Source organism: Flavobacterium sp. KY-23415 (assembly GCF_055384985.1).
Genome location: NZ_AP044001.1, coordinates 2,288,343 through 2,311,836, shown reverse-complemented (window position 1 = coordinate 2,311,836; position 23,494 = coordinate 2,288,343). Strand labels below are relative to the sequence as shown.

Here is a 23,494-nt window from a genome sequence, read left to right as displayed (position 1 = left end):
GATTCTAAATTAGAATCGGTTTTCATTATATTAACCTCCGAAGTCATCAAATCTGATGTTTTCAGGATCAAGTCCGAAGTCTTCACCCATTTTTTGAACAGCTTTGTTCATCATTGGTGGACCACAGAAATACAATTCAATATCTTCTGGGTTTTCGTGATGTGATAAATAATTATCAATTACTACATTGTGAATAAACCCAACAAATCCGTCACCTTCTCCATTAACACCCTCTTTTACTTTCCAGTTATCTTCTGGTTGAGGCTCAGATAATGCTAAATAGAATTTAAAGTTAGGGAAATCTTTCTCTAACGCTCTAAAGTGATCTGTATAGAACAACTCTCTTTTAGAACGTCCACCATACCAATAAGTAACTTTACGTCCTGTTTTAACGGTGCGGAACAAATGATATAAATGAGAACGCATTGGTGCCATACCTGCACCACCACCTACATATAACATCTCTGCTTCAGTTTCATTAATGAAGAATTCTCCATAAGGACCTGAAACCACTACTGGATCGCCTGCTTTTCTTGAGAAAATATATGAAGAAGCAACACCTGGATTCACTTTCGCCCATCCGTTAATGTTTCTATCCCATGGCGGAGTAGCAACACGCACGTTCAACATGATTTTTCTTCCTTCTGCAGGATAAGAAGCCATTGAATAAGCTCTTTCTACTAATTCATCATTCTTCATTACTAATGGCCATAAATTAAATTTATCCCATTCTGCTTTGAATTTTTCTGGCTCACCTGGGTGTTCTACAGGATGTGCTGTAATATCAATATCTGTATAATTGATTTCACATTTAGGAATTTCAATTTGAATATATCCCCCTGGTTCATAATGCATATCTTCAGGTAATTCTACGATAAATTCTTTGATAAAAGAAGCCACATTATAATTTGAATACACTTTTGCTTCAAATTTTTTAATTCCAAATATTTCTTCTGGCACTTCGATTACCATGTCGGCTTTTACTTTCACCTGACATCCTAAACGCCAACCTTCAGCTAATTCTTTTCTACTAAAGTGAGGAATTTCAGTAGGAAGAGCCTCACCTCCTCCATCTAATACTTTACATTTACATTGAATACAAGTACCTCCACCACCACATGCTGATGGCAAGAAAATTTTACTTGAACCTAATGTAGAAAGCAATGTATTACCAGAACCTACTTCAATTTCGTTTTCTCCGTTTATTTTAATTTTAACAGGACCAGACGGTACTAATTTAGCTTTTGCAAACAAAATAATTGCAACAAGAGCCAATAATAAAATTAAAAACGCTATTACTGTTGTACTGATTAAACCACCAGTAGTTACTTCTAAAGCTATCATAATTATTTTTGTACTGTTTGAGTTAATGAATCTTTTACTACTGGTTCAACAACTGTAGAATCAACAACTGTAGAATCAATAACTTCTTCTGTAACTTCAGTAGTAACAGGAGCTGTTGTATTTTCAACAAGGTCTTTTTTATCCTCAGCACTATCACCTCCTGAAAGCATCCCTCCAAAAGACATGAAGCCAATTGCCATTAAACCTGTTAATATGAATGTCATACCTAAACCTCTGAACGCAGGTGGCACATTTGAATATCTGATTTTTTCTCTAATCGCGGCAATAGCCAAAATTGCTAAAAACCATCCAATTCCAGAACCAACACCATAGACAGTAGCTTCTGTAATGTTGTTAAATTCTCTTTGTTGCATGAATAATGACCCTCCGAGGATAGCACAGTTTACAGCGATTAACGGTAAGAATATACCTAAAGATGTATATAGAGCTGGAGCAAATTTTTCAACAATCATCTCTACTAACTGTACCATTGTAGCAATAGTAGCAATAAAAAGAATAAATGTTAAGAAACTTAAATCATAATCTACATATTCTTCACCCATCCATACTAGAGCACCTGGACGAAGTAAGTATTGATCTAATAAAAAGTTCAATGGAACTGTTACTAACATTACGAAAATAACTGCCGCACCTAATCCTACAGCTGTAGAAACTTTTTTAGAAACTGCTAAGTATGAACACATTCCAAGGAATGTTGCAAATACCATATTATCAATAAAGATTGATTTTAAAAATAATTGTAATAATTCCATTTCTTAGTTTGTTTCTATTAGACTTTTATTTCTTGAACGTTGGAATCCGATAATTAATCCTAAAGTAATTAACGCCATTGGAGCTAATAACATAAAACCATTATTTTCATACCCTATTGCATATAAACCTGTTTTTTCAACTGGGTCTCCTAACACTGGAATACCAAACAATTTTCCAGAACCCAATAATTCTCTGAAAAAACCTACGATTACTAAAATCAATCCATAACCTGCTGCATTTCCAATTCCATCTAAGAAAGATTTCCAAGGTCCGTTTCCTAAAGCAAATGCTTCAAAACGTCCCATGATGATACAGTTAGTAATAATTAAACCAACAAAAACTGAAAGTTTCTTTGCCAAATCTGGCACATATGCTTTTAATGTTAAATCTACTATAATTACTAAAGCAGCAACTACAACTAATTGTGCAATAATACGTATTGCAGATGGAATTATATTTCTCATTAATGAAATCACAACGTTTCCAGCTGCCAATACAAACATTACAGACAATGCCATAATTACAGAAGCTTTTAACTCCGCAGTAATAGCTAAAGCAGAACAAATACCTAATACTTGAACCGTGATAGGATTACTATCTGTAAGCGGATCTTTTACTAAACCCATATTCTTTTTTGAGAATAATGGCTCTTTTTCTATGTTTTTATTTTCTGCCATGGTTTATTTTTTTAAAGTTTCGAAATAAGGTAAGTAAAGCTTAACCCCAGATTTTAACATCGCTCCGACTCCGTTTCCTGTAATAGTAGCACCAGAGATAGCATCAACCTGATTGTCTAATTTATCTACATTATTTGGATCTCCGTTTGATTTAGAAATCTCAACTGATTTATAATTTCCTTCCGCATCAAAAAGCATTTCTCCTTTGAAATCATCTTTAAAAAATGACTCTGTGATATTAGCTCCCAAACCTGGTGTTTCTCCTTTGTGATCAAAGAAAACCCCATTGATACTTTTTAAGTCATCGTTTATAGCAACATAACCCCAAATAGCATCCCAAAGACCATTACCTCTTACAGGAACAATATAGATTTTCTTTCCATCTTTATCACCGATAAACAATGGTAATTTTTGAACCTTACCTTGTTTAGCATTATCTAACTCTTTCTTAATATTAATTAAATAAGCTTCTTTATTTTCAGTAACTTTTTCACCTTCAATAACGAACTGTTCTTTAATATATTTATTGAATGTTTCTGTTGCATTTGTTCTATCAGAATCGATACCCATTGCACTTAAAATATCCATTTGCGTTTTAACTTTATCGTTGTTATCACGCATTTCTTTTGTTGCATTTGCAAAAAATGCCAACAAAGAACCTACTACAACTACTAATATTACTGAGAATATTATAGTATATAAATTTGAGTCTGTACGTTTAGTTGACATAATTAAGCAGTTTTAGTTTTTAAACGTTTCATTCTTCTTTTTACATTTCCTTGAACTACATAATGATCTATTGTTGGTGCAAATACATTCATTAACAATATAGCCATCATTACTCCTTCTGGATAAGCAGGGTTGAAAACACGGATTAAAATACTGATGAATCCAATCAAAAATCCGTAAATGATTTTACCTTTATTTGTTTGTGCAGCAGAAACTGGATCAGTTGCCATATACACAATACCAAAAGCCAAACCACCAACCATTAGATGTTGCCAGAATGGGAATGACATTAAACCAAAGAATTTGCTAGATTCTGTAATAATCTTTGCATCAACAATTCCATTAAAAATTAATCCCATTACAACTGCTCCAATTATTGAAGAAATCATAATTCTAGCGCTTCCAATTCCTGTAAAAATTAAAAAAGCAGCCGCTAATATGATTAAGAAAGTAGATGTTTCACCTACTGAACCTGGAATATAACCAAAGAACATATCTGAAGTTGAATATGCCACTTCTTTATTGGCTGCTAAAGTCCCTAAGATTGTTTCTCCTGAAATAGCATCTGTTCCAGTTGCTTTTTTAATTCCATCTACCGCTCCATGCACCCATACTTTATCTCCAGACATCCAAGCTGCCCAGTTAAAGAATAAGAATGCACGAATTGTTAAAGCTGGATTCAATACGTTCATTCCAGTACCTCCAAACAATTCTTTTGCAATAATAACACCAAATGCAACTGCTACCGCAAGCATCCATAAAGGTAGGTCGACAGGAACAATTAGTGGCACAAGCATACCTGTAACTAAATATCCTTCTTCTACTTCGTGTTTCTTTACCGTAGCAAAAATGAACTCAATTCCAAGTCCAACTCCATAAGAAACTATTAATAAAGGAAGAATTTTAGATAGCCCCACAATGAAATTATCCATTGTTAAAAATTCAGCAACACCATTGATTGCTAAATTATGCTGATACCCCGCATTAAACATACCAAAAATTAATACAGGAACCATTGCCATGATTACCGTATTCATTACACGTTTTAAATCGGCAGCATCTCTAACATGCGATCCTGAATGGGTCGTTATGTTAGGTAAATAAAGAAAAGTATGCAAAGCATTGAAACCTTGTTCAAACTTAGTTCCTCTGTACTTTTCTTTTAAATTATGTAAATTTTGTTTTAATCCCATTTTTTTGTGATTTTAAAATTTCTTAGAAAGATTACCCTACCTCTTTAATCATTAAATCTAATCCTTCTCTAACGATACGTTGATGATCTTGTTTTGAAACACAAACATATTCTGTTAATGCAAAATCCTCTGGAGCCACTTCATAAATACCTAGAGCTTCCATTTGATCAATATCTTTTACTAAAATTGCTTTTAATAATTGCATAGGAAAAATATCTAAAGGACAAACTTTTTCATATTCTCCAGTTAATACAAATCCTCTATGCTCACCGTTAGTATTTGTGTTTAGATCATATTTTTTCTTTGGTGTTAAGAAAGAAAACATATTGGCTCTATACACACTGAATTTATTAGGTCTAGGAATATTCCATCCAAAGAAATCATAATCATCACCTTCTGGAATTACCGTAACTTGATTATGATAATAACCTAGAGGGTTATCTTTTGATTTTTTATCTCCAGTTAATACATTTCCGCTTATTATTCTATAATTTCCTTCTTTTAAATTATTAGCAACAACGTCACTCATTTGAGCACCAATTGTAGCTTTCACATAAGAAGGTTTTTCAAAACCTGAACCCGTTAATGCGATTATTCTTTCTGGATTAAATTTCCCTGTTAAGAATAATTCACCAATAATAGCAACATCTTCTATTTGAACTGTCCAAACTTTCTCTCCTTTATTGATAGGATCAATCGCTCCAATTTGAGTTGAAACTAAGCCAATTGGGTGCACTCCCTTACCCTTATGAACAACAACACCTTCGACAGAAGGCATAAATTCGGATTTAGGAGCTACAGTTACATGAACTTTTCCAGAAGTTAATTTTGTCAAAGCTTCAAAACCTACTTTTAATGCTTCTTCTTTTCCTTTTAGAACAAAATCTAAATCTCCTTGCAAAGGAGCTGAGTTAATCCCAGAAACAAAAATAGCTTTCGGTGTATCTGCTGAATGCGCAATTACATCATAAGGACGTTGTTTAACAAACGACCAACAACCAGAAGCTAACAAATGTGCTTTTACTTCTTCTGATGATAAATCTTTTGGGCTTTTCTTGCTATGCTCTACATGAGTGTCCTGTGAATTGGCTGCAATTCTAATTTCTAGAATTACTCTCTTTTCTCCACGAACAATCTGTTGAATTGTTCCACTCACGGGCGACACAAACTTTACAGCTTCATCATTCTTTGAGTAGAAAATTACTTCTCCAGCTTTTACAGCTGCACCTTCTTTTAAGGTCATCTTAGGCGTTACACCATGAAAATCAGAAGGTTTAATAGCATAGACTTTCGAGCGAGCTACTTCAGAAATTGATTTTTCTGCTTCACCCTTCAACTTAAGGTCTAAACCTTTTTTAATTCGAATGTCTTTTGACATGTTTATTGAAGATATGGTTAGTACTATTTATAAAACGTGCAAATTTAATTAATTAAGAAACACTACACCAAAAATATAAGTATCGATTTTAGTTATTTATACTTATTCTAAATTAACAATTATTTACCATCCTAACATAAAATTTGCATATCTATTTTAAGTTTTAGTATTTTTACAAAAAACAAAACAAAAATGAGCACAAGATTTTATATTTTATTTTTTCTAATTTCATTTTCAAATAGTTACAGTCAAATTGAAAACGAAATAGCACCACCGTTCAACATTAAAACTGTCTCATTTGTTCAGAACAATAACAATGTTTTACCCTTTTTCAAACTTGGCGACACTTTTGAATTGCAATTTGATGATTTATTTGGCAATGAAGCCGATTATTACTACACCATCACACAATACAACTATGATTGGACACCTTCTAGCTTAGCAAAAGTTGAATACTTAAATGGGATGGACAATCAACGAATAATCACCTATGAAAATTCATTCAACACATTGCAGCTATATTCCCATTACAGACAACAATTCCCTAACAAATTCAATAGAATTACCAAGACAGGAAACTATATAGTAAAAATTTTTAACGACGAGCAAGAGGTTGTTTTTTCACGTCGTTTTGTAATTTACAATGAATCCGTTTCAATTACATCTGAAGTCAGAAGAGCTAGAGATTTTGAATCTTTAAACCAAAAACAAAACATTGAATTAGCTATAAAATATGGAGATTTAACACTCCAAAACCCAATACAAAATGTTAAAATAAGCATTTTCCAAAATGGTAACTGGAACAATGTAATCTCCAACATTAAACCACAATATACCATTGGAAGTGAATTAATCTATAGATACAACAAAGAGACACAGTTCTGGGCAGGAAACGAGTTCTACACCCTAGACAACTCACAAATAAGAGTCACAAACAACAGCGTTGGAAGGGTTACTGCTGGTGATATTTACAACTCACATCTTTACACTAATAACGCCAGAAAAAACAGCATTTACACGTATTTCCCTGATTTTAATGGTAATTTTGTAGTTCTAAATCATGGTTCTGAAAACTCTCAAATTGAGGCAGATTATTCTTGGGTATATTTCACTCTTAATGCACCTGATTTTTTTGACAAAGAAGAAATCTATGTTACTGGCATGTTCAACAATTATGTTATGAATGAAGAAAACAAAATGACTTACAATAAAGAGAGTGGCCTTTACGAAAAAGCAATTTTAATCAAACAAGGCTACACCAATTATCAATACACAATTAAAAGTAAAAACAAAACAATTAATTCAAAGGATGCAATTGATGGAAATTTTTACCAAACCGAGAACAACTATACAATTTTAGTCTATTACAAAGGCAACAACGACAGGTATGATAGTGTTATTGGAATTTCAAATACAAACAGCGAAGGAATAAGAAACTAATGATTAAACGAAAATACAAACAATACAGAGGCTATGAATGCTTAAATTGCGAAACTCCAATTGATATTAGCGAAAAATACTGCCATCATTGTGGCCAATTAAATTCGACAAAAAGACTAACTATCGCTGATTATTTCGAAGAGTTCTTATCTAATTTTTATGCTTATGATTCTCGTTTAAGAAACTCAATACTATCTATTTTTACAAAACCTGGTAAATTATCAAAAGAATTTAACAAAGGAAAAAGACAAAAATACGCAAATCCTTTTCGATTATTCTTAAGTGTATCGATAATCCTTTTTATTTCATTCAGTTTAAACAAAAAATACACTTCAAACGTCCTCGAAAAAGAAGACACTAATAAAATAATTAAAGACGAATTAACCCAAATAAACGACAGCATTACTGACACAAAAGAACTTAAGAAAGCTACTGATGAAATTGATATATTCTTAAGCCTTAATAAGGATTCTATTTACACTAGAGCAGAATTAGAAAAAAGTAGAACAGGAATGATCTACAAAATCACTTCTTTTAGAAATTTCAACCTAAAATATCCAAACAAAACAGATCTTGAATCATTAAACGAATTAGGATTTGAACCCAATCAATACAATCGTTTTTTCTTTTCAAAAGCTAAACTATTCAAAACCAACAATATTAAAGAAGAATTAGGTACTTATTTTTATGAAAAACTTCCTTTTTTAATTTTTCTATCATTACCAATTATAACCCTCATTTTTTGGATTCTCTACTACCGATTAAACATAAACTATACTGAACATCTTATCTTTACCTATACTTTTTTTACTTTCCTTTTTATTTGCATGATAATCTTAAATATTATTGATATTTTATTTTCACCAATAGCCGATTTTTTAACAATTACATCCTTTTTTGTTTTATTTCCCATTTACTTTTATAAGTCCTTAAAAAACTTTTATGAAGAAAAACGTTGGAAAACAGTTTTAAAATTTTTACTTTTGATACCAATGTTTATGATTTTCCTATCCATATCAACATTTATAATGATATTTTTAGGAATTTTACTATTCTAATTTTTTATGGTAACACAGATAACTAAAGGGATTAAAATTAGCGTACTTACTAGTTTTGAAGGAACTTACTTCAAGAACTATAAGATTCACTTTGCCTTTAGTTATGAAATTACTATTGAAAACTTTAGCAAAGATTCTGTTCAATTAACCACAAGACATTGGGAGATTTATGACGCCTTAAACAACAAAGAAATCGTTGATGGCGAAGGAGTTATTGGAAAAAAACCTGTTTTAAAACCTGGAGAAACCCACTCCTATACTTCAGGCTGCCTACTATCTTCTCCTATTGGAGCCATGAAAGGTTCTTATGAAATGATTAATTTCACTACAACCAAAAGCTTTAAAGTTATTATTCCTACTTTTAAATTTAGCGCACCTTTTGCCTTAAATTAACACCTCTTTCCAAGTTCACATTCTAGTTCATTATTACTTTGTTTATACTATTTTTTATTAAATTTGCAACACATTTAATAATTCACTAAAAAACAACACTATGTTAAAAGGATTTTTTAACGTTCCTAAAGCAGTAAACGAACCTGTAAAATCTTATGCTCCTGGTTCTCCAGAAAGAGAATCAGTTTTAGCAGCATATAAAGAAATGTGGAACTCAAAAATTGACGTACCATTATATATTGGAAGCGAAGAAATTAGAACTGGTAACACAAGAACACTTTCTGCTCCTCACGATCACCAACACATTGTTGGAACTTATCATTTAGCAGAAAAATCACATATTGACAAAGCAATTAGTAATGCCTTAGAAGCTCGAAAAGAATGGGCAGCAACAACTTGGGAAAACAGAGCAGCAATTTTCTTAAAAGCCGCAGAATTAATTGCAGGTCCTTACAGAGCAAAAATTAATGCCGCAACAATGATTGCACAGTCTAAAACAATACACCAAGCAGAAATTGACGCTTCTTGTGAGTTAATAGATTTCTTGCGTTTTAATGTAGAGTTTATGACTCAAATATATGCTGAACAACCAAACTCAGACTCATCTACTTGGAATAGATTAGAACACAGACCTCTTGAAGGTTTTGTTTATGCCATTACCCCATTTAACTTTACAGCAATTGCTGCTAATTTACCAGCAAGTGCTGCCATGATGGGGAATGTTGTTGTTTGGAAACCAAGTGATAGCCAAATTTTTTCAGCAAAAATAATCATAGATATTTTCAAAGAAGCTGGTGTTCCCGATGGAGTAATTAATGTAGTATACGGTGACCCAATAATGATTACTGATACAGTATTAGCTAGCCCTGACTTTGCAGGAATTCACTTCACTGGTTCAACTCATGTATTTAAGGATATTTGGGCAAAAATTGGAACAAACATTCACAACTATAAAACATACCCTAGAATTGTAGGAGAAACTGGAGGTAAAGATTTTATCATTGCACACCCTTCTGCCAATGTAAAACAAGTAGTTACAGGAATCGTGAGAGGTGGTTTTGAATTTCAAGGACAAAAATGTAGTGCTGCTTCAAGAGTATATATCCCACAAAGTTTATGGCCGGCTGTAAAAGAACAATTAGTTGCCGATGTAAAATCTATGAAAATGGGAACTCCAGAAGACATGTCAAACTTCATCACAGCTGTTATTCATGAAGGCAGTTTCAACAAATTAGCTTCATATATTGACCAAGCTAAAAAAGACAGTGATGCAGAAATCATTGTAGGAGGAAATTATGACAAATCTAAAGGGTACTTTATTGAACCTACTGTAATTGTGACTACTAATCCAAAATATTCAACAATGGAGACTGAATTATTTGGACCTGTTGTTACTATTTATGTATATGAGGACGCAAAATGGTCTGAAACTTTAACACTAATTGACTCAACTTCAGAATATGCCTTAACTGGAGCTGTTTTCAGTAGAGACCGATATGCTATTGAAGAAGCTACTGTAGCATTACAAAATTGTGCTGGAAACTTCTATGTTAACGACAAACCTACAGGTGCTGTTGTTGGATGTCAACCATTCGGTGGTGCAAGAGCTTCAGGAACAAATGACAAAGCTGGTTCAATTTTAAACCTTCTACGTTGGGTTTCTCCAAGAACAATTAAGGAAACTTTTGTTACGCCAGAAGATTACAGATACCCGTTTTTAGGATAATCTTATTTATTATCATAGTAAATAAAAATCCCGCAAACTAGTAGTTTGCGGGATTTTTTCATTTTTTATATTTTAATACTAAATGAACTACTTTTTTGGTTTCGAAAAAATCTTCTTCAAAAAAATCGGACAAATTATACTGTAAAGCATTTGGAAAAGAAGCTAACTCCTCACTCAAATCACCACCTTTTAAATAAAGTATTCCGTTTTTTAAATCATGCTTAGAATCTTTTCTTACTTTATCTTTAATCCAACTCACAAAGTCTGGCATATTAGTTACTGCTCTACTTATAATAAAATCAAAATTTTCTTTTACTAGCTCAGCTCTTTTTTGTTCTGCTTTCACATTTTTCAATCCTAAAGCACTTGCAACTTCATTAACAACTTTTATTTTTTTTGCTATAACATCAATTAAATAAAAATCAACTTCTGGATGCATAATAGCCAATGGAATACCTGGAAAACCACCACCAGTACCAACGTCCATAATTTTTGCTCCTGGTTTAAATTCTTGTACTTTAAAAATCCCTAAAGAGTGCAAAACATGACGCATATATAACTCTTCAATATCTTTTCTAGAAATAACATTTATTTTAGAATTCCAATCTTCATACAAACCCTTCAACATTTCAAATTGTCTAATTTGCAACTCTGTTAAATTAGGAAAATATTTTAAAATTAACTCCATATCCTTTTTTTGTTGCAAAAATACATTTTTTAACAAACAAATAGATTAAAATACACACACTCATTAAGATAATTATTATCTTTGGTCTCAAACAAGCTTAGACTTAAGAAATGAACACAAAAACCCCTATTTTCTCAAAAAAAGATGACACAAAGTTTTTCAGAACATTGAACAAACGTGTTAATGAATACTTTAAAACAAATAATATAAAAAAAACAGGAAACTGGAAATTACACTTAAAAACTGTTATAATGTTCAGTCTTTTCCTTGCTCCATATTTTTTCTTAATTTCATTAGAAATGCCTTTTTGGCTATATTTCATATTAAGTATAGTTATTGGTATTGGAATGGCTGGCGTTGGTATGAACGTTATGCATGATGGCAATCATGGTTCTTATTCGACTAAAAACTGGGTTAACAAATTCATGGGAGGAAGTATCTATATTCTTGCAGGGAATGTATATAATTGGCAAGTACAACATAATGTGCTTCACCACACTTATACCAATATACCTGGTCACGATGAAGATTTGGATGCAGGAAGAATTATACGATTTACTAAGGAAGCAAAATGGCATAAATTTCATAAATTCCAACACTACTATTCTATATTTCTATATGGACTTTTAACATTCAATTGGGCTTTAACTACCGATTTCAAACAAATGAGTGGGTATCTAAAAAGAAAATTGTCTTATGGAGAAGTAAAAAGTTCGAAGATATTATGGACAACTTTAGTAATTACCAAAGTAATCTATTTTTCTGTTTGGCTAGTAATCCCTATGATAGTTGGAGTTGTTTGGTGGAAAGTTTTGGTTGGTTTTTTTGTAATGCACTATACTGCGGGATTAATTTTAAGTGTTGTATTTCAGTTAGCACATGTTGTGGAAGAAACCACAAACCCTCTTCCTGCTGAAGAAACTGGAGAAATTGAAAACACTTGGGCTATTCACCAATTATTTACAACTACAAATTTCGCACCTAAAAATTGGATTGTAAACTGGTACACAGGTGGTTTAAACCATCAAATAGAGCACCATATATTTCCCAACATTAGTCACATTCACTATGGTAAAATTGCTGAGATTGTAAAGCAAACTGCAAAAGAATGCAATCTTCCTTATCATGAATACAAAACAATGAGAAGTGCAGTTATTGCACACTTCAAGCATCTAAAAGATTTAGGCAAAGAACCACAAATAGCATAAATTTTGAGACGCAAGAAATTGCGTCTTTTCTATAAACTATAAATAATCAACAACACAATGAATTCGTTATCAGATAGAATTAATAATTTATCTACTTCGCAAACACTTGCTATGGCTGCATTAGCAAGAGAGTTAAAAGCTCAAGGGAAAGACATTATCAGTTTAAGCTTAGGTGAACCTGATTTTAACACACCCGATTTTATAAAAGACGCTGCTAAAAAAGCTATCGATGAAAATTACAGTACTTACTCTCCTGTAGATGGATACGCTGAACTTAAAGAAGCCATTTGTAAAAAATTTAAAAGAGACAATGAGCTAGACTATAAGCCTAGTCAAATTGTTGTTTCTACTGGTGCAAAACAATCTTTATATAACATTGCGCAAGTAATGCTAAATGATGGAGATGAAGTAATCCTTCCAGCACCATATTGGGTTAGCTATTTTGAAATTATTAAATTATCTGGTGGTGTTCCAGTAGAAGTACCGACATCTGTAGAAAGCGATTTTAAAATTACACCTGAACAACTTGAAAAAGCAATCACACCAAAAACAAAAATGATGTGGTTTAGTTCTCCTTGTAACCCTAGTGGATCTGTTTATAGCAAAGAAGAACTTACTGCTTTATGCAAGGTTTTAGACAAATACCCTAACATCTATGTTGTTTCTGATGAAATTTATGAACATATTAATTTTTCAGGAACATTTTGCAGCATTGGGTCTATTCCTGGAATGCTAGACAAAACCATTACTGTTAATGGAGTAGCAAAAGCTTTTGCTATGACAGGATGGAGAATTGGATATATTGGTGCTCCAGAATTTATTGCTAAAGCTTGTACTAAGATTCAAGGGCAAGTAACGAGTGGTGCCAACAGTATCGCGCAAAGAGCTACTATTGCTGCTGTGGAGGCTGACCCAAAGGTCTTAAACCACATGGTAGAAGCATTTCACAAAAGAAGAGACTTAGTAGTCGGTTTAATTCAAGATATTCCAGGCATGAAAATTAATGTTCCTGAGGGTGCTTTTTATGTTTTCCCAGATGTATCTTACTTCTTTGGAAAAACTCTAAAAGGTACAAAAATTGAAAATGCAACAGATTTTTCAATGTATCTACTATCTGAAGCTAATGTTGCAACAGTAACAGGTGACGCTTTTGGTAATCCTAACTGCATACGTTTTTCTTATGCAACAAGTGAAGCATTATTAATCGAAGCTTTGAAAAGAATAAAAGAAGCATTAACTTAATTACTATATCAATAATGCCCCTAGGAAACTTGGGGCACTATTTTTTAAAACAAACTCTCTCATAAAAAGTTCTTTATTGATGGATTTTTTGTACAAGAATTTTCTAAAAAAACTACATTTAAAAATCAATAATACTTTTATTGATGAATCCATACACACGTTAAACAGTTCCGAATTAAAATTAATAAAAAAAGAATATAGAAAATCACTAATTCAAGCGGGAGTTTTAGGAATCCTTGGCGTTTGTTTTTATTATTTCCCGATCTACTATTTCCCAATTTTCACAGAAACTTTTACTATCTCCATTTTTGAACAGTTTGTTTCTTTACCAATATATGATATTTTACTTTGCTTAGTCTTAACCGTTCTAGAAATTTATCTCTTATCGCTAATTCATTTAAGAATGACTCACAATATAGCGGTTTATTCTGGTTTTATTTCTTCAACAAATAAAGAAACACATATAAATAAACTCACACAAATTGCTACTGGGAATGTCGATAAAAAAATTACTCAATATGGTTTAGATCCTTTTCAAGGAACAAATAAGTGGGTTTTATTTACAATTAACTTACTTATTAAACTTAAAGGTTTTCTTGCTAATAAAATATTGAAATACCTTATTAAACGATTTGCTGGAAGATATGCAGTAAAATATGTAATGGATTTTATTGGAGCTCCAGTATATATGTTACTGAACATGTATGCTACACATATTATTTATAAAAATGCTAAAGCAGCAATTTTCGGGCATCAACTCATAAGAAAGTACATTTCTAATTTACCCAATCTAGAACTAAACCAAGAAGAAAAAGAATTAATCTATCATACATTGCAACTCATTGTGATGAGTAAAAGAGATTTTCATTCCAATCATTCTCTATTAACAGAACAGGTTATTGCTTTCTTTAAAATACCAATAAAAGACAAACATTATTTTAACGATTCCTTTTATGAATCGCTACAATCTAGCAAAAAAGAAACAGCTAAAATTTGCTCTGATATTTTTATTTTAGGGCTCATTTTAGACGGACATATTTCGAACAAAGAAAAAAAGAGAATACAACTATTACAACAAAAGCAAATATTTCAACACAGTTTTGAAGCCATACAATTAGCTTGTTCTAATTTCATTCATGGTAAAGAAACAACCATCATTCAACTAAAATAAATAGCTTTACCGCTGAAAATAATTTTAAAACAATGAATAAAAAAATAATATTACTTGGCTCTGGTGAACTAGGAAAAGAATTTGTCATTGCAGCACAACGAATCGGACAAACTGTGATTGCAGTTGACAGTTATGAAAATGCACCAGCCATGCAGGTAGCACATGGGTTTGAAATAATTAATATGCTAAATGGAGATGAATTAGACAGAGTTGTAGCAAAACACAAACCTGATTTTATAGTACCTGAAATTGAAGCCATTCGTACCGAACGTTTTTATGACTATGAAAAGCAAGGTATTACTGTTGTTCCTTCTGCTAAAGCTGCTAATTTTACAATGAATCGAAAAGCCATTCGTGACTTAGCGGCTAAGGAATTAGGATTAAGAACTGCCAATTATCGCTATGCAACCTCAGCGGATGAGTTACAAAAAGCCGTTGCAGAAGTTGGAATGCCTTGTGTTGTTAAGCCTTTAATGAGTTCTTCTGGAAAAGGACAATCTACTATAAAAACAGATGAAGATATTAGCAAGGCTTGGAATTATGCTGTAGAAGGTTCTCGTGGCGATGTGGTGGAAGTTATTGTAGAAGCATTTGTTAATTTTCATTCGGAAATTACCTTATTAACGGTAACGCAAAACAATGACTTACCAACCTTATTCTGTGCTCCTATTGGTCACCGACAAGAACGTGGAGATTACCAAGAAAGTTGGCAACCTGCTCGGATTTCTGATGCCGCTCTATTTGAAGCACAAGATATGGCTGAAAAAGTAACAGAAGCCTTAGGTGGAGCTGGACTTTTTGGTGTTGAATTCTTTCTAACTGACGAAGGTGTTTATTTTTCAGAATTATCACCAAGACCACATGATACAGGTATGGTTACCTTGGCAAACACTCAAAACTTCAATGAATTTGAATTGCATTTACGTGCCATTTTAAGCTTACCCATTGCAGAAATTACGCAAGAAAAGAATGGAGCAAGTGCTGTTTTGTTAGCCACTGAAAATTCAGCTAACCCTACTTTTAGTGGTATTGAAAACATAGCTGGTTTACCAAAAACAGATTTTAGATTGTTTGGAAAACCTACTTCAAGACCTTATAGAAGAATGGGGGTTATTTTAACCAATGATTCTTTAGAAACTCCAATTGAAGAAATTACAGAAAGAGCTAAAGAAGCTGCTAAATTAACACAAGTAAAATCATAATTATGAAATATATTTTAAACTTTCTTTTTCTTTTTTTTATAACAATTGGAAATACTCAGGAAAAAGAACCTTCAAAACAAAAAAAACAAACCGTTGAAGCGTCTTGTGGTCAATGTCAGTTTGGAATGAAAGAAAAAAGTGGTTGCGACTTAGCTGTTAGAATAGATGGCAAAACGTATTTTGTGGAAGGTAGTTCTATAGACGATCATGGTGATGCACATGCTCATGATGGTTTTTGTCAAGCTATTCGACAAGCCGATGTTATTGGTTCGGTAAAAAATGGCAAGTTTGTTGCTACTTATTTTAAAGTGAGACCCAAAAAGAAAAAATAATGGCTCTCATTTTAGACAATATCGCTAAAGTTGTTGCATTAACTAATGAGGAAAAGGCTTTGTTTCTATCTAAAACAGAAGTTCAACATCATAAAGCAAAAACACTACTACATAATGCAGGAGCAATTTGTGAATTTTCTTATTTTGTGAATTCTGGAATTGTTAGAAGTTTCAATATCAATGATAATATTGTGGAGCATGTTTTGCATTTTGCCTGCGAAGGTTGGTGGATTGGAGATTTATATAGTTTACTCTCTCGAAAACCAGGTAATTTATTCATCGAAGTTTTAGAAGATGCAGAAATTGTTTTGCTTTCTAAAGAACACCAAGATGAATTATATTCTGAAATACCCAAATTGGAACGTTTTTTCAGAATACTTACCGAAAACTCATTAGTAGCCCATCAAGAACGTTTAATGGATAATTTAAGTCTAACCGCAGAAGAGCGTTTTGAAAAGTTCTGTTCTAAATACCCTACGCTACTACAGAAAGTACCCCAAAAACAAATTGCTTCCTATATTGGTGTTACTCCTGAATTTTTTAGCAAAATGAAAGCGCGTTTACTTAAAAAGTAAACAGCTCTTGCCTTTCGTTTTCTAAAAGAAAAAAACTCGACTACTCTTTCTTTGATTTTACTGAGTATTCGAAATTCTTTTACTACTATTTCTTTTTTATGCACATCTTAAGGGGTACCACAACTACGGCTTATATATGGGGTTTGTATGGATTTAATACGGAGTAAAGACGAAGTAGTAATAGTAGAAACATAAATATTCTATACACTAAAGATGTTTTTTATACGCTTTGTAAGAATCCGTAAAATAGTGTAATGAACTTTTGAGCTATTTGTAGAAATTAGGATTTAATACCTTTGTGACTATAATTTTAAGTAAAAAGAGTATAATTAATACATCAAAGCTTATAATTACTAGCGCTGTGGTTATAATTTTAAGCAAAAAGGCATTAAATAATATCTCTAAGGTTATAATTAGTATCAAAAAGACTATAATATAGAACGATTTAGGTTTTAATCTTAAATGAAAACACTCAAACGACAGTGGGTGTGCCACAGTATCATCTATTACAAAAAAACACGTTTGTTTATAGAAAAAGTATATTGATTTAAAAAATAATTTCTTAATCTAGGTTAAGACCTCCATTCTGTGCTTGGTTGTACATTTGTTGTATAAAATTATTATATTAAAAATTATGACAAATACAGTTATACATAAAGCCAATACAAGAGGCAATGCAAATCATGGTTGGCTAAATGCTTATCATAGTTTTAGCTTTGCCAACTGGTATAATCCAGAAAGAATTCAATTTGGTGTTCTGCGTGTTTTAAATGACGACACCATTGCTCCAGGGATGGGTTTTGGAACACATCCTCATGACAATATGGAGATTATCACCATTCCTCTAGAGGGTGATTTAGCTCACAAAGACAGTATGGGAAATGCTGCTACTATTAAAACAGGTGATGTGCAGGTAATGAGTGCGGGAAGTGGCATTAAGCATAGCGAATTTAATCCTAATGCAGACTTGCAAACTAAATTGTTTCAAATTTGGTTGTTTCCAAACAAGAAAAATGTAACACCTCGCTATCAACAGATTACTTTAGAAAAATCGTTACAAAAAAATAATTTTGCTCAAGTATTATCTCCGAATGAAGACGACGAAGGTGTTTGGATTCATCAAGATGCTTGGTTTTATATGAGTAACTTTGATGCAAATTTCTCTAAAAAGCTATCGTTAAAGAAAGAAGGAAATGGTTTTTATATTATGAATATTGAAGGTGAAATCGTTGTAAACGGTGAAACTTTAGAAAAGAGAGACGCTATTGGTATTTGGGAAACTCCAGAAATTGAAATAAAAGCGAATACTGATGCTACATTTTTAATAATGGAAATTCCAATGGAACAATAAATTAATAATTAGTGAAAATAAATAACAAAATGACTAAAAAAATTATCGCTTTCGGAGCGTCTAACAGTAAAAACTCGATTAACAAACAATTCGCTACCTATACTGCCCATACATTTAAAGATGCAGCAATTGAAATTCTAGATTTGAACGATTATGAAATGCCTATTTATTCTATTGATAAAGAAGGTGAAAATGGAATTCCGCAATTGGCACATGATTTCTATAACAAATTAGGAACAGCCGATTTAATAATTGTTTCTTTTGCAGAACATAATGGGGCATACACCACTGCTTTTAAAAACATTTTTGACTGGACATCTCGAATTAATGCTAAAAATTTTCAAGAAAAACCAACGCTTCTTTTAGCAACCTCTCCTGGTGCTAGAGGTGGAAGCTCGGTTCTTGAAATAGCAAAAAACAGATTACCTTACCAAGGAGCATTGATTAAAGGCAGTTTTTCATTACCTAATTTTAATGATAATTTTAATAGCAAAAAGGGAATTATTAATGAAACACTAAACAATCAATTCCAAGAAATAATCAACACTATTACATTGTAGAAAAACATAGCAAACATGCCGTTTATTACTAAAAAAGCCGAGCCTAAATCATCTTAATTATTATGCTCCTAAAAAAATCATTATTTTTGCGTCACAAAACCTTTTAGTATTTCTGAAAAAAATACTTAAAAATAAGAATCAAAAAGATGAAAGCATACGTATTTCCGGGTCAAGGAGCGCAATTCTCAGGAATGGGAAAAGATTTATATGAAACGTCAAAAGAAGCCGCAGCATTATTCGAAAAAGCAAATGAAATTCTAGGTTTTAGAATTACTGACATTATGTTTGAAGGCACTGCTGAGCAATTAAAAGAAACAAAAGTTACCCAACCAGCTGTTTTTTTACATTCGGTTATTTTAGCCAAAACTTTAGGTGACAATTTTAAACCAGAAATGGTTGCAGGCCATTCATTAGGAGAGTTTTCTGCTTTGGTTGCCAATGGAGCTTTGTCTTTCGAAGACGGATTAAAATTAGTTTCCCAACGAGCATTAGCCATGCAAAAAGCTTGTGAAATTACTCCTTCAACAATGGCAGCAGTATTAAATCTTGGCGATAAAATTGTTGAAGAGATTTGTGATTCAATTGATGGTGTTGTAGTAGCAGCAAATTATAATTGTCCTGGCCAGTTAGTGATTTCTGGAGAATACAAAGCGGTAGAATTAGCTTGTGAAAAAATGAAAGAAGCTGGAGCAAAAAGAGCGTTAATATTACCTGTTGGTGGTGCGTTTCACTCTCCAATGATGGAACCAGCAAGAGAAGAACTAGCTGCTGCTATTGAAGCAACAACATTTTCTACTCCAATTTGTCCAGTGTATCAAAATGTGACTGCAAATGCTGTCTCTGATGCTGAAGAAATCAAGAAAAACCTGATTATTCAACTAACAGCTCCTGTAAAATGGACACAATCTGTAAACCAAATGATCGCTGATGGAGCAACCTCATTCACTGAAGTTGGACCAGGAAAAGTTTTAGTTGGCTTGGTGAATAAAATAAACAAAGATGTAGAAACGATTTCTGCGTAGGCTAAAAAAGTTTCAGACTGTCTGAAAAGCAAAAAGAATTAATCTTATTTTTTTAGACAGTCTTTTTTATTGGATTATAAAAACTATTTTTCTGATATTTCTTAAAGGCAAAAGTAAAATTGTTAAATACTTACTTACCAAATAATTTAACTTTTATTAAATACTCCTTGATTTCAAAAGTTTTTTATCTTATCTATTGAATTCCAAAAACAGAATTATTGTCAAGTTAATAAAAAGCTAAAATTTATTATTTGAAAAGCAGCCAATTTTGGATTTTATACCTTTATCATTATAAAAATAAAATCCTAAACACATGAAAAAAATCTTTTTATTCATCACATTCATTACAACCTTATTATTAACCTCTTGTAAAGAAAAAATAAAAAAAGAAGAAATTACACCTCAACAATCCGAGATTACGAAAAAAGTACCAGAACCTTTTACAAAAGAGATAGAAACTGCCCATAAAAAAGATGACTTCTTATCTAAGGAAATTATTAACTATACAATTGCCGTAAAGTTCAATGGTAAGAATTATCTCAATGCAAAATTTTCCCAAACAGTAGATGGTACAAAAATTAAAATGGAAACAACTGAAGGAGAAATTGTTATTTACGATGGTAATGAGGTTTACACCAACAATCCTAACAGTAACCTAAGCAAAATGCGATTTGATATCTTTACTTGGTCTTATTTTTTTACTTTGCCTTATAAATTAAATGACAACGGTACCATTTGGTCTGACTTTCAAGATCTACCTTTTTACGGAGAAAATGTCGCAACAGGAAAGTTAACTTTTGAAGCTAATATTGGTGATGCCCCAGATGATTGGTACTACATCTACAAAGATGCTCAGAACTATTTAGTAGGTGCTGCTTATATTGTTAGTTTTGGAAAAGGAAAAGAAGCTGCTGAAAAAGAACCGCATGCTGTAAAATATACTACTTTCTTAGAAACAAATGGAATTCCTTTTGCTACAGAATGGACCTACCATATGTGGACTCTTGAAACTGGTTTTGGAGACGAAATAGGCACAGCAAAAGTTACTAATATTGAATTCTCTAAAAAGAATGAAGCGCTTTTTGAAAAACCAGAAAATGCTACTTTGGTTCCATTAAAATAATACACATTAAACCAAAATATTAAAACTCCTATAATTATTTAGGAGTTTTTTTTAGCTATATTCGAATAAAAATTAAAAGATGTATACAGCTTTCGAAAAAATACTTCTAGCACAAAAAAATGTAAAAGTAATTGATGCTTCTATTGCTTATAAAGATTATGTTGCTTTGGATTTATCTGCAAAAAACACTGATTTAATAGCGCTAGATGTGACAGATGCAGTAATTTTTGAAAATTTCATTGAAGATTATCTTTCAAAAAATGATGCAAAAGTAGCTTTTGGAGGTTATTTAGAAACTAGAAATCTTTACAGAAGAAGTACTGTTTTTAAAAACGATGCTACCGACGAAAGAAATATTCACATTGGATTGGATCTTTGGATAAAAGCAGGAACAAGTGTATTAGCCGCTTTAGACGGGAGAATACATAGCTTTCAAAACAACACTGCTTTAGGCGATTATGGCCCTGTGATCATTTTAGAACACGCGATAGAAAACATCACTTTCTATACTTTATACGGTCATTTGAGTATTGATAGTTTAAAAGACAAAAAAGAAGGTCAGATAGTTACAAAAGGAGAAGTTATTGCCCAATTGGGTGCACCACCAATTAATGGTGATTATGCTCCTCATTTACATTTTCAAATTATACAAGACATGCAAGGCAAAAAAGGAGATTACCCTGGTGTTTGTAGCTTGAATGATTTGGAGTTCTTTAAAGTAAATTGCCCAGATGCCAATTTGTTGTTGAAGATTACTTCTTAAGCAATAATTATTTTTTTTTTATATTGGGACATTTATCAATAAAATAAAGACTTACAGCCTCCTTACTTCTGAATTTGCCTATTGGGTTGCTATTAAAATATGCTTAACCTAAACTAAGCATTGGTGTTCTATTATGTAAAACAGCTACTTTATATTTACTCCAGTACCCGTTTACTTCCTCAATATAACTATAATTTATGGAGCAAAACTCCTGTACTTAGCAACTATTTCTCTCTTAACAAAATCTAATGCCTAATTTGGATTAACGTGACATTGATCTATGTATAAAACACAACTGAGATTGAATAAAATACTCAATCTCAATTGTGTGTTTTTTTATTTCACAATCTATTTTGCCATAACAGCAGTATCTGTAAAATCTGTAAACAAACCATCTAGACCTAAATTATAAAAAGCTTGATATTCTAAAATTGGATTATTATGATAATTACTCAATAATCTTCTACTTTCATTTCTAAAAGTATAGGCATGCACTTGTAAACCTCTTGCGTGTGCTTTGGTAATTAGGTCACTTGCTTCAATTGCTTCCTTGTCGGCATCGTTTATTTTTCCGTCTGCATTTAAGTCGTCTGCAATTCCATCGTTATTTGCATCTGTTCCTTTATAAGAAATGATAAAAGGCTTCCATGGTCCTATTCCATTAGCATAGGTTTTCACAAAGTCTAAACCTGCATCAGTAGTAAAGAAACTATAATTTCTTGTATCTCCCTGAAGAAACCAATCATAAGGTTGTCCGTTTGATATTGCTTCTCCATTAGGTACATCAAATATTAAATCACCATTTAAAGCCACATCATAACAACTTAGCAATTGTATAATTTTTACCGTCGATTTTGATCGAATATATTGTAAATTGGTTACTTCGAAAGACTGTACATATACTGGTGAAGATTCATTATTCCAACCTGCTAGCGTTAAGTCTTCTAATAATTTATCTGAAATTTTTAAGTTTAATGCTTCATGAAAAGCGGGGTGTTTTGTTTCTGGATATATGCCTATTGTTCTTCCTAACTGAGCCGATTTTTGTTTGGCTAATGCAATAACTTCTTGAAAAGTAGGAACCTCATACAGGTTGTTAAATTCTTGCGATCTTTCAGAAAATGCTTGTTTAGCTTTCAACTGTTTAATCTCTGCTAAAGTAAAATCGGAAACAAACCAATCTTCAACCATTGCTCCATCAATATTTTTTGTAGTTTTTTTAGAAGCAAAAATAGGCATTTCTGCAACATTTGTAGTCCCAGAAAGCATTGGTTCATGACGAACGACCAAAACCCCATCTGATGTCATCACCAAATCGGGTTCGATATAATCGGCACCTAATTCTATTGCCTTAGTATAAGAAGCAATAGTGTGTTCTGGCAAATAGCCAGAAGCACCTCTATGCGCTACAATTAATGGGGCTTTTCCTGAAAGTGTAGGATATTTTGATACAGGAACGTTTTGGTCACCTATTGCATCGTCTCCATTACAAGCGAATGTGAGCAAAGCAATCATTGAAAAAATTGAATTTCTTAGAATCATTTT

General features: G+C 32.2%; 23 protein-coding genes. 15 read left to right on the top strand and 8 right to left on the bottom strand.

Annotated elements, in window-relative coordinates; genetic code table 11:
• Nucleotides 1–30: 30 nt before the first annotated feature.
• From nqrF to ACZ49Z_RS09940, 6 genes are read right to left on the bottom strand one after another with little or no spacing between them, the layout of a single operon-like run.
• Nucleotides 31–1,344, bottom strand: coding sequence for an NADH:ubiquinone reductase (Na(+)-transporting) subunit F (nqrF, locus tag ACZ49Z_RS09965; protein WP_464308018.1), 1,314 nt, complete (start codon nt 1,342–1,344; stop codon nt 31–33).
• A gap of 2 nt (nt 1,345–1,346) precedes the next feature.
• Nucleotides 1,347–2,117, bottom strand: coding sequence for an NADH:ubiquinone reductase (Na(+)-transporting) subunit E (gene nqrE, locus ACZ49Z_RS09960; protein ID WP_464308017.1), 771 nt, complete (start codon nt 2,115–2,117; stop codon nt 1,347–1,349).
• A 3-nt stretch (nt 2,118–2,120) separates the two neighbouring features.
• Nucleotides 2,121–2,795: an NADH:ubiquinone reductase (Na(+)-transporting) subunit D gene (locus ACZ49Z_RS09955; protein ID WP_464308016.1), complete on the bottom strand. Its 675-nt coding sequence runs from the start codon at nt 2,793–2,795 to the stop codon at nt 2,121–2,123.
• A gap of 3 nt (nt 2,796–2,798) precedes the next feature.
• Entirely contained in the window at nt 2,799–3,524 is a 726-nt protein-coding gene (nqrC, locus tag ACZ49Z_RS09950) for an NADH:ubiquinone reductase (Na(+)-transporting) subunit C (protein WP_464308015.1), read from the bottom strand.
• Between the two features lie 2 nt (nt 3,525–3,526).
• A complete protein-coding gene (locus ACZ49Z_RS09945; protein ID WP_464308014.1) occupies nt 3,527–4,717 on the bottom strand; it encodes an NADH:ubiquinone reductase (Na(+)-transporting) subunit B in 1,191 nt (396 codons plus the stop codon).
• 31 nt (nt 4,718–4,748) lie between these two features.
• Complete coding sequence (locus ACZ49Z_RS09940) at nt 4,749–6,095, bottom strand: Na(+)-translocating NADH-quinone reductase subunit A (RefSeq protein ID WP_464308013.1); 1,347 nt, start codon at nt 6,093–6,095, stop codon at nt 4,749–4,751.
• Nucleotides 6,096–6,287: 192 nt separating this feature from the next.
• Here ACZ49Z_RS09940 and ACZ49Z_RS09935 point away from each other — a divergent pair, with 192 nt between their 5' ends.
• The 4 genes from ACZ49Z_RS09935 (at nt 6,288) to pruA (ending at nt 10,712) form a co-directional block, all read left to right on the top strand.
• The gene (locus ACZ49Z_RS09935; RefSeq protein WP_464308012.1) at nt 6,288–7,535 is read left to right on the top strand and encodes a type IX secretion system plug protein; all 1,248 of its coding nucleotides are present in this window, start codon (nt 6,288–6,290) and stop codon (nt 7,533–7,535) included.
• Complete coding sequence (locus tag ACZ49Z_RS09930) at nt 7,535–8,593, top strand: DUF3667 domain-containing protein (RefSeq protein WP_464308011.1); 1,059 nt, start codon at nt 7,535–7,537, stop codon at nt 8,591–8,593. Before ACZ49Z_RS09935 ends, ACZ49Z_RS09930 begins: the two co-directional genes overlap by 1 nt.
• Nucleotides 8,594–8,599: 6 nt before the next feature.
• Complete coding sequence (gene apaG / locus ACZ49Z_RS09925; RefSeq protein ID WP_464308010.1) at nt 8,600–8,986, top strand: Co2+/Mg2+ efflux protein ApaG; 387 nt, start codon at nt 8,600–8,602, stop codon at nt 8,984–8,986.
• A 100-nt stretch (nt 8,987–9,086) separates the two neighbouring features.
• Nucleotides 9,087–10,712 (top strand): L-glutamate gamma-semialdehyde dehydrogenase, encoded by a 1,626-nt coding sequence (gene pruA, locus ACZ49Z_RS09920; RefSeq protein ID WP_464308009.1) that lies wholly within the window; start codon nt 9,087–9,089, stop codon nt 10,710–10,712.
• A 58-nt stretch (nt 10,713–10,770) separates the two neighbouring features.
• Here the strand turns inward: pruA and rsmG are convergent, their stop codons facing one another.
• On the bottom strand, nt 10,771–11,400 hold the full coding sequence (gene rsmG / locus ACZ49Z_RS09915) for a 16S rRNA (guanine(527)-N(7))-methyltransferase RsmG (RefSeq protein ID WP_464308008.1): 630 nt from the start codon (nt 11,398–11,400) through the stop codon (nt 10,771–10,773).
• A gap of 110 nt (nt 11,401–11,510) precedes the next feature.
• Between rsmG and ACZ49Z_RS09910 the strand changes: the two genes are divergently transcribed.
• The 11 genes from ACZ49Z_RS09910 to ACZ49Z_RS09860 all read left to right on the top strand — a co-directional run bounded on the left by ACZ49Z_RS09910 (nt 11,511) and on the right by ACZ49Z_RS09860 (nt 21,949).
• A complete protein-coding gene (locus ACZ49Z_RS09910) occupies nt 11,511–12,608 on the top strand; it encodes a fatty acid desaturase family protein (RefSeq protein WP_464308007.1) in 1,098 nt (365 codons plus the stop codon).
• A 57-nt stretch (nt 12,609–12,665) separates the two neighbouring features.
• A complete protein-coding gene (locus ACZ49Z_RS09905) occupies nt 12,666–13,850 on the top strand; it encodes a pyridoxal phosphate-dependent aminotransferase (protein ID WP_464308006.1) in 1,185 nt (394 codons plus the stop codon).
• A gap of 79 nt (nt 13,851–13,929) precedes the next feature.
• Entirely contained in the window at nt 13,930–15,021 is a 1,092-nt protein-coding gene (locus tag ACZ49Z_RS09900) for an LBF_2804 family protein (RefSeq protein ID WP_464308005.1), read from the top strand.
• On the top strand, nt 15,018–16,223 hold the full coding sequence (gene purT, locus ACZ49Z_RS09895) for a formate-dependent phosphoribosylglycinamide formyltransferase (protein WP_464308062.1): 1,206 nt from the start codon (nt 15,018–15,020) through the stop codon (nt 16,221–16,223). Before ACZ49Z_RS09900 ends, purT begins: the two co-directional genes overlap by 4 nt.
• A gap of 2 nt (nt 16,224–16,225) precedes the next feature.
• A complete protein-coding gene (locus tag ACZ49Z_RS09890; protein ID WP_464308004.1) occupies nt 16,226–16,555 on the top strand; it encodes a DUF6370 family protein in 330 nt (109 codons plus the stop codon).
• Nucleotides 16,555–17,130, top strand: coding sequence for a Crp/Fnr family transcriptional regulator (locus ACZ49Z_RS09885; RefSeq protein WP_464308003.1), 576 nt, complete (start codon nt 16,555–16,557; stop codon nt 17,128–17,130). Before ACZ49Z_RS09890 ends, ACZ49Z_RS09885 begins: the two co-directional genes overlap by 1 nt.
• A 634-nt stretch (nt 17,131–17,764) precedes the next feature.
• Nucleotides 17,765–18,481: a pirin family protein gene (locus tag ACZ49Z_RS09880; RefSeq protein ID WP_464308002.1), complete on the top strand. Its 717-nt coding sequence runs from the start codon at nt 17,765–17,767 to the stop codon at nt 18,479–18,481.
• Nucleotides 18,482–18,510: 29 nt separating this feature from the next.
• A complete protein-coding gene (locus tag ACZ49Z_RS09875) occupies nt 18,511–19,041 on the top strand; it encodes an NADPH-dependent FMN reductase (RefSeq protein WP_464308001.1) in 531 nt (176 codons plus the stop codon).
• Nucleotides 19,042–19,187: 146 nt separating this feature from the next.
• Complete coding sequence (gene fabD / locus ACZ49Z_RS09870; protein ID WP_464308000.1) at nt 19,188–20,063, top strand: ACP S-malonyltransferase; 876 nt, start codon at nt 19,188–19,190, stop codon at nt 20,061–20,063.
• A gap of 313 nt (nt 20,064–20,376) precedes the next feature.
• A complete protein-coding gene (locus ACZ49Z_RS09865) occupies nt 20,377–21,186 on the top strand; it encodes a heat-shock protein Hsp90 (protein ID WP_464307999.1) in 810 nt (269 codons plus the stop codon).
• Between the two features lie 79 nt (nt 21,187–21,265).
• Nucleotides 21,266–21,949: a peptidoglycan DD-metalloendopeptidase family protein gene (locus tag ACZ49Z_RS09860; protein WP_464307998.1), complete on the top strand. Its 684-nt coding sequence runs from the start codon at nt 21,266–21,268 to the stop codon at nt 21,947–21,949.
• Nucleotides 21,950–22,297: 348 nt separating this feature from the next.
• Here ACZ49Z_RS09860 and ACZ49Z_RS09855 read toward each other — a convergent pair whose 3' ends face one another.
• The gene (locus ACZ49Z_RS09855; protein ID WP_464307997.1) at nt 22,298–23,491 is read right to left on the bottom strand and encodes a glycerophosphodiester phosphodiesterase; all 1,194 of its coding nucleotides are present in this window, start codon (nt 23,489–23,491) and stop codon (nt 22,298–22,300) included.
• Nucleotides 23,492–23,494: the final 3 nt, after the last annotated feature.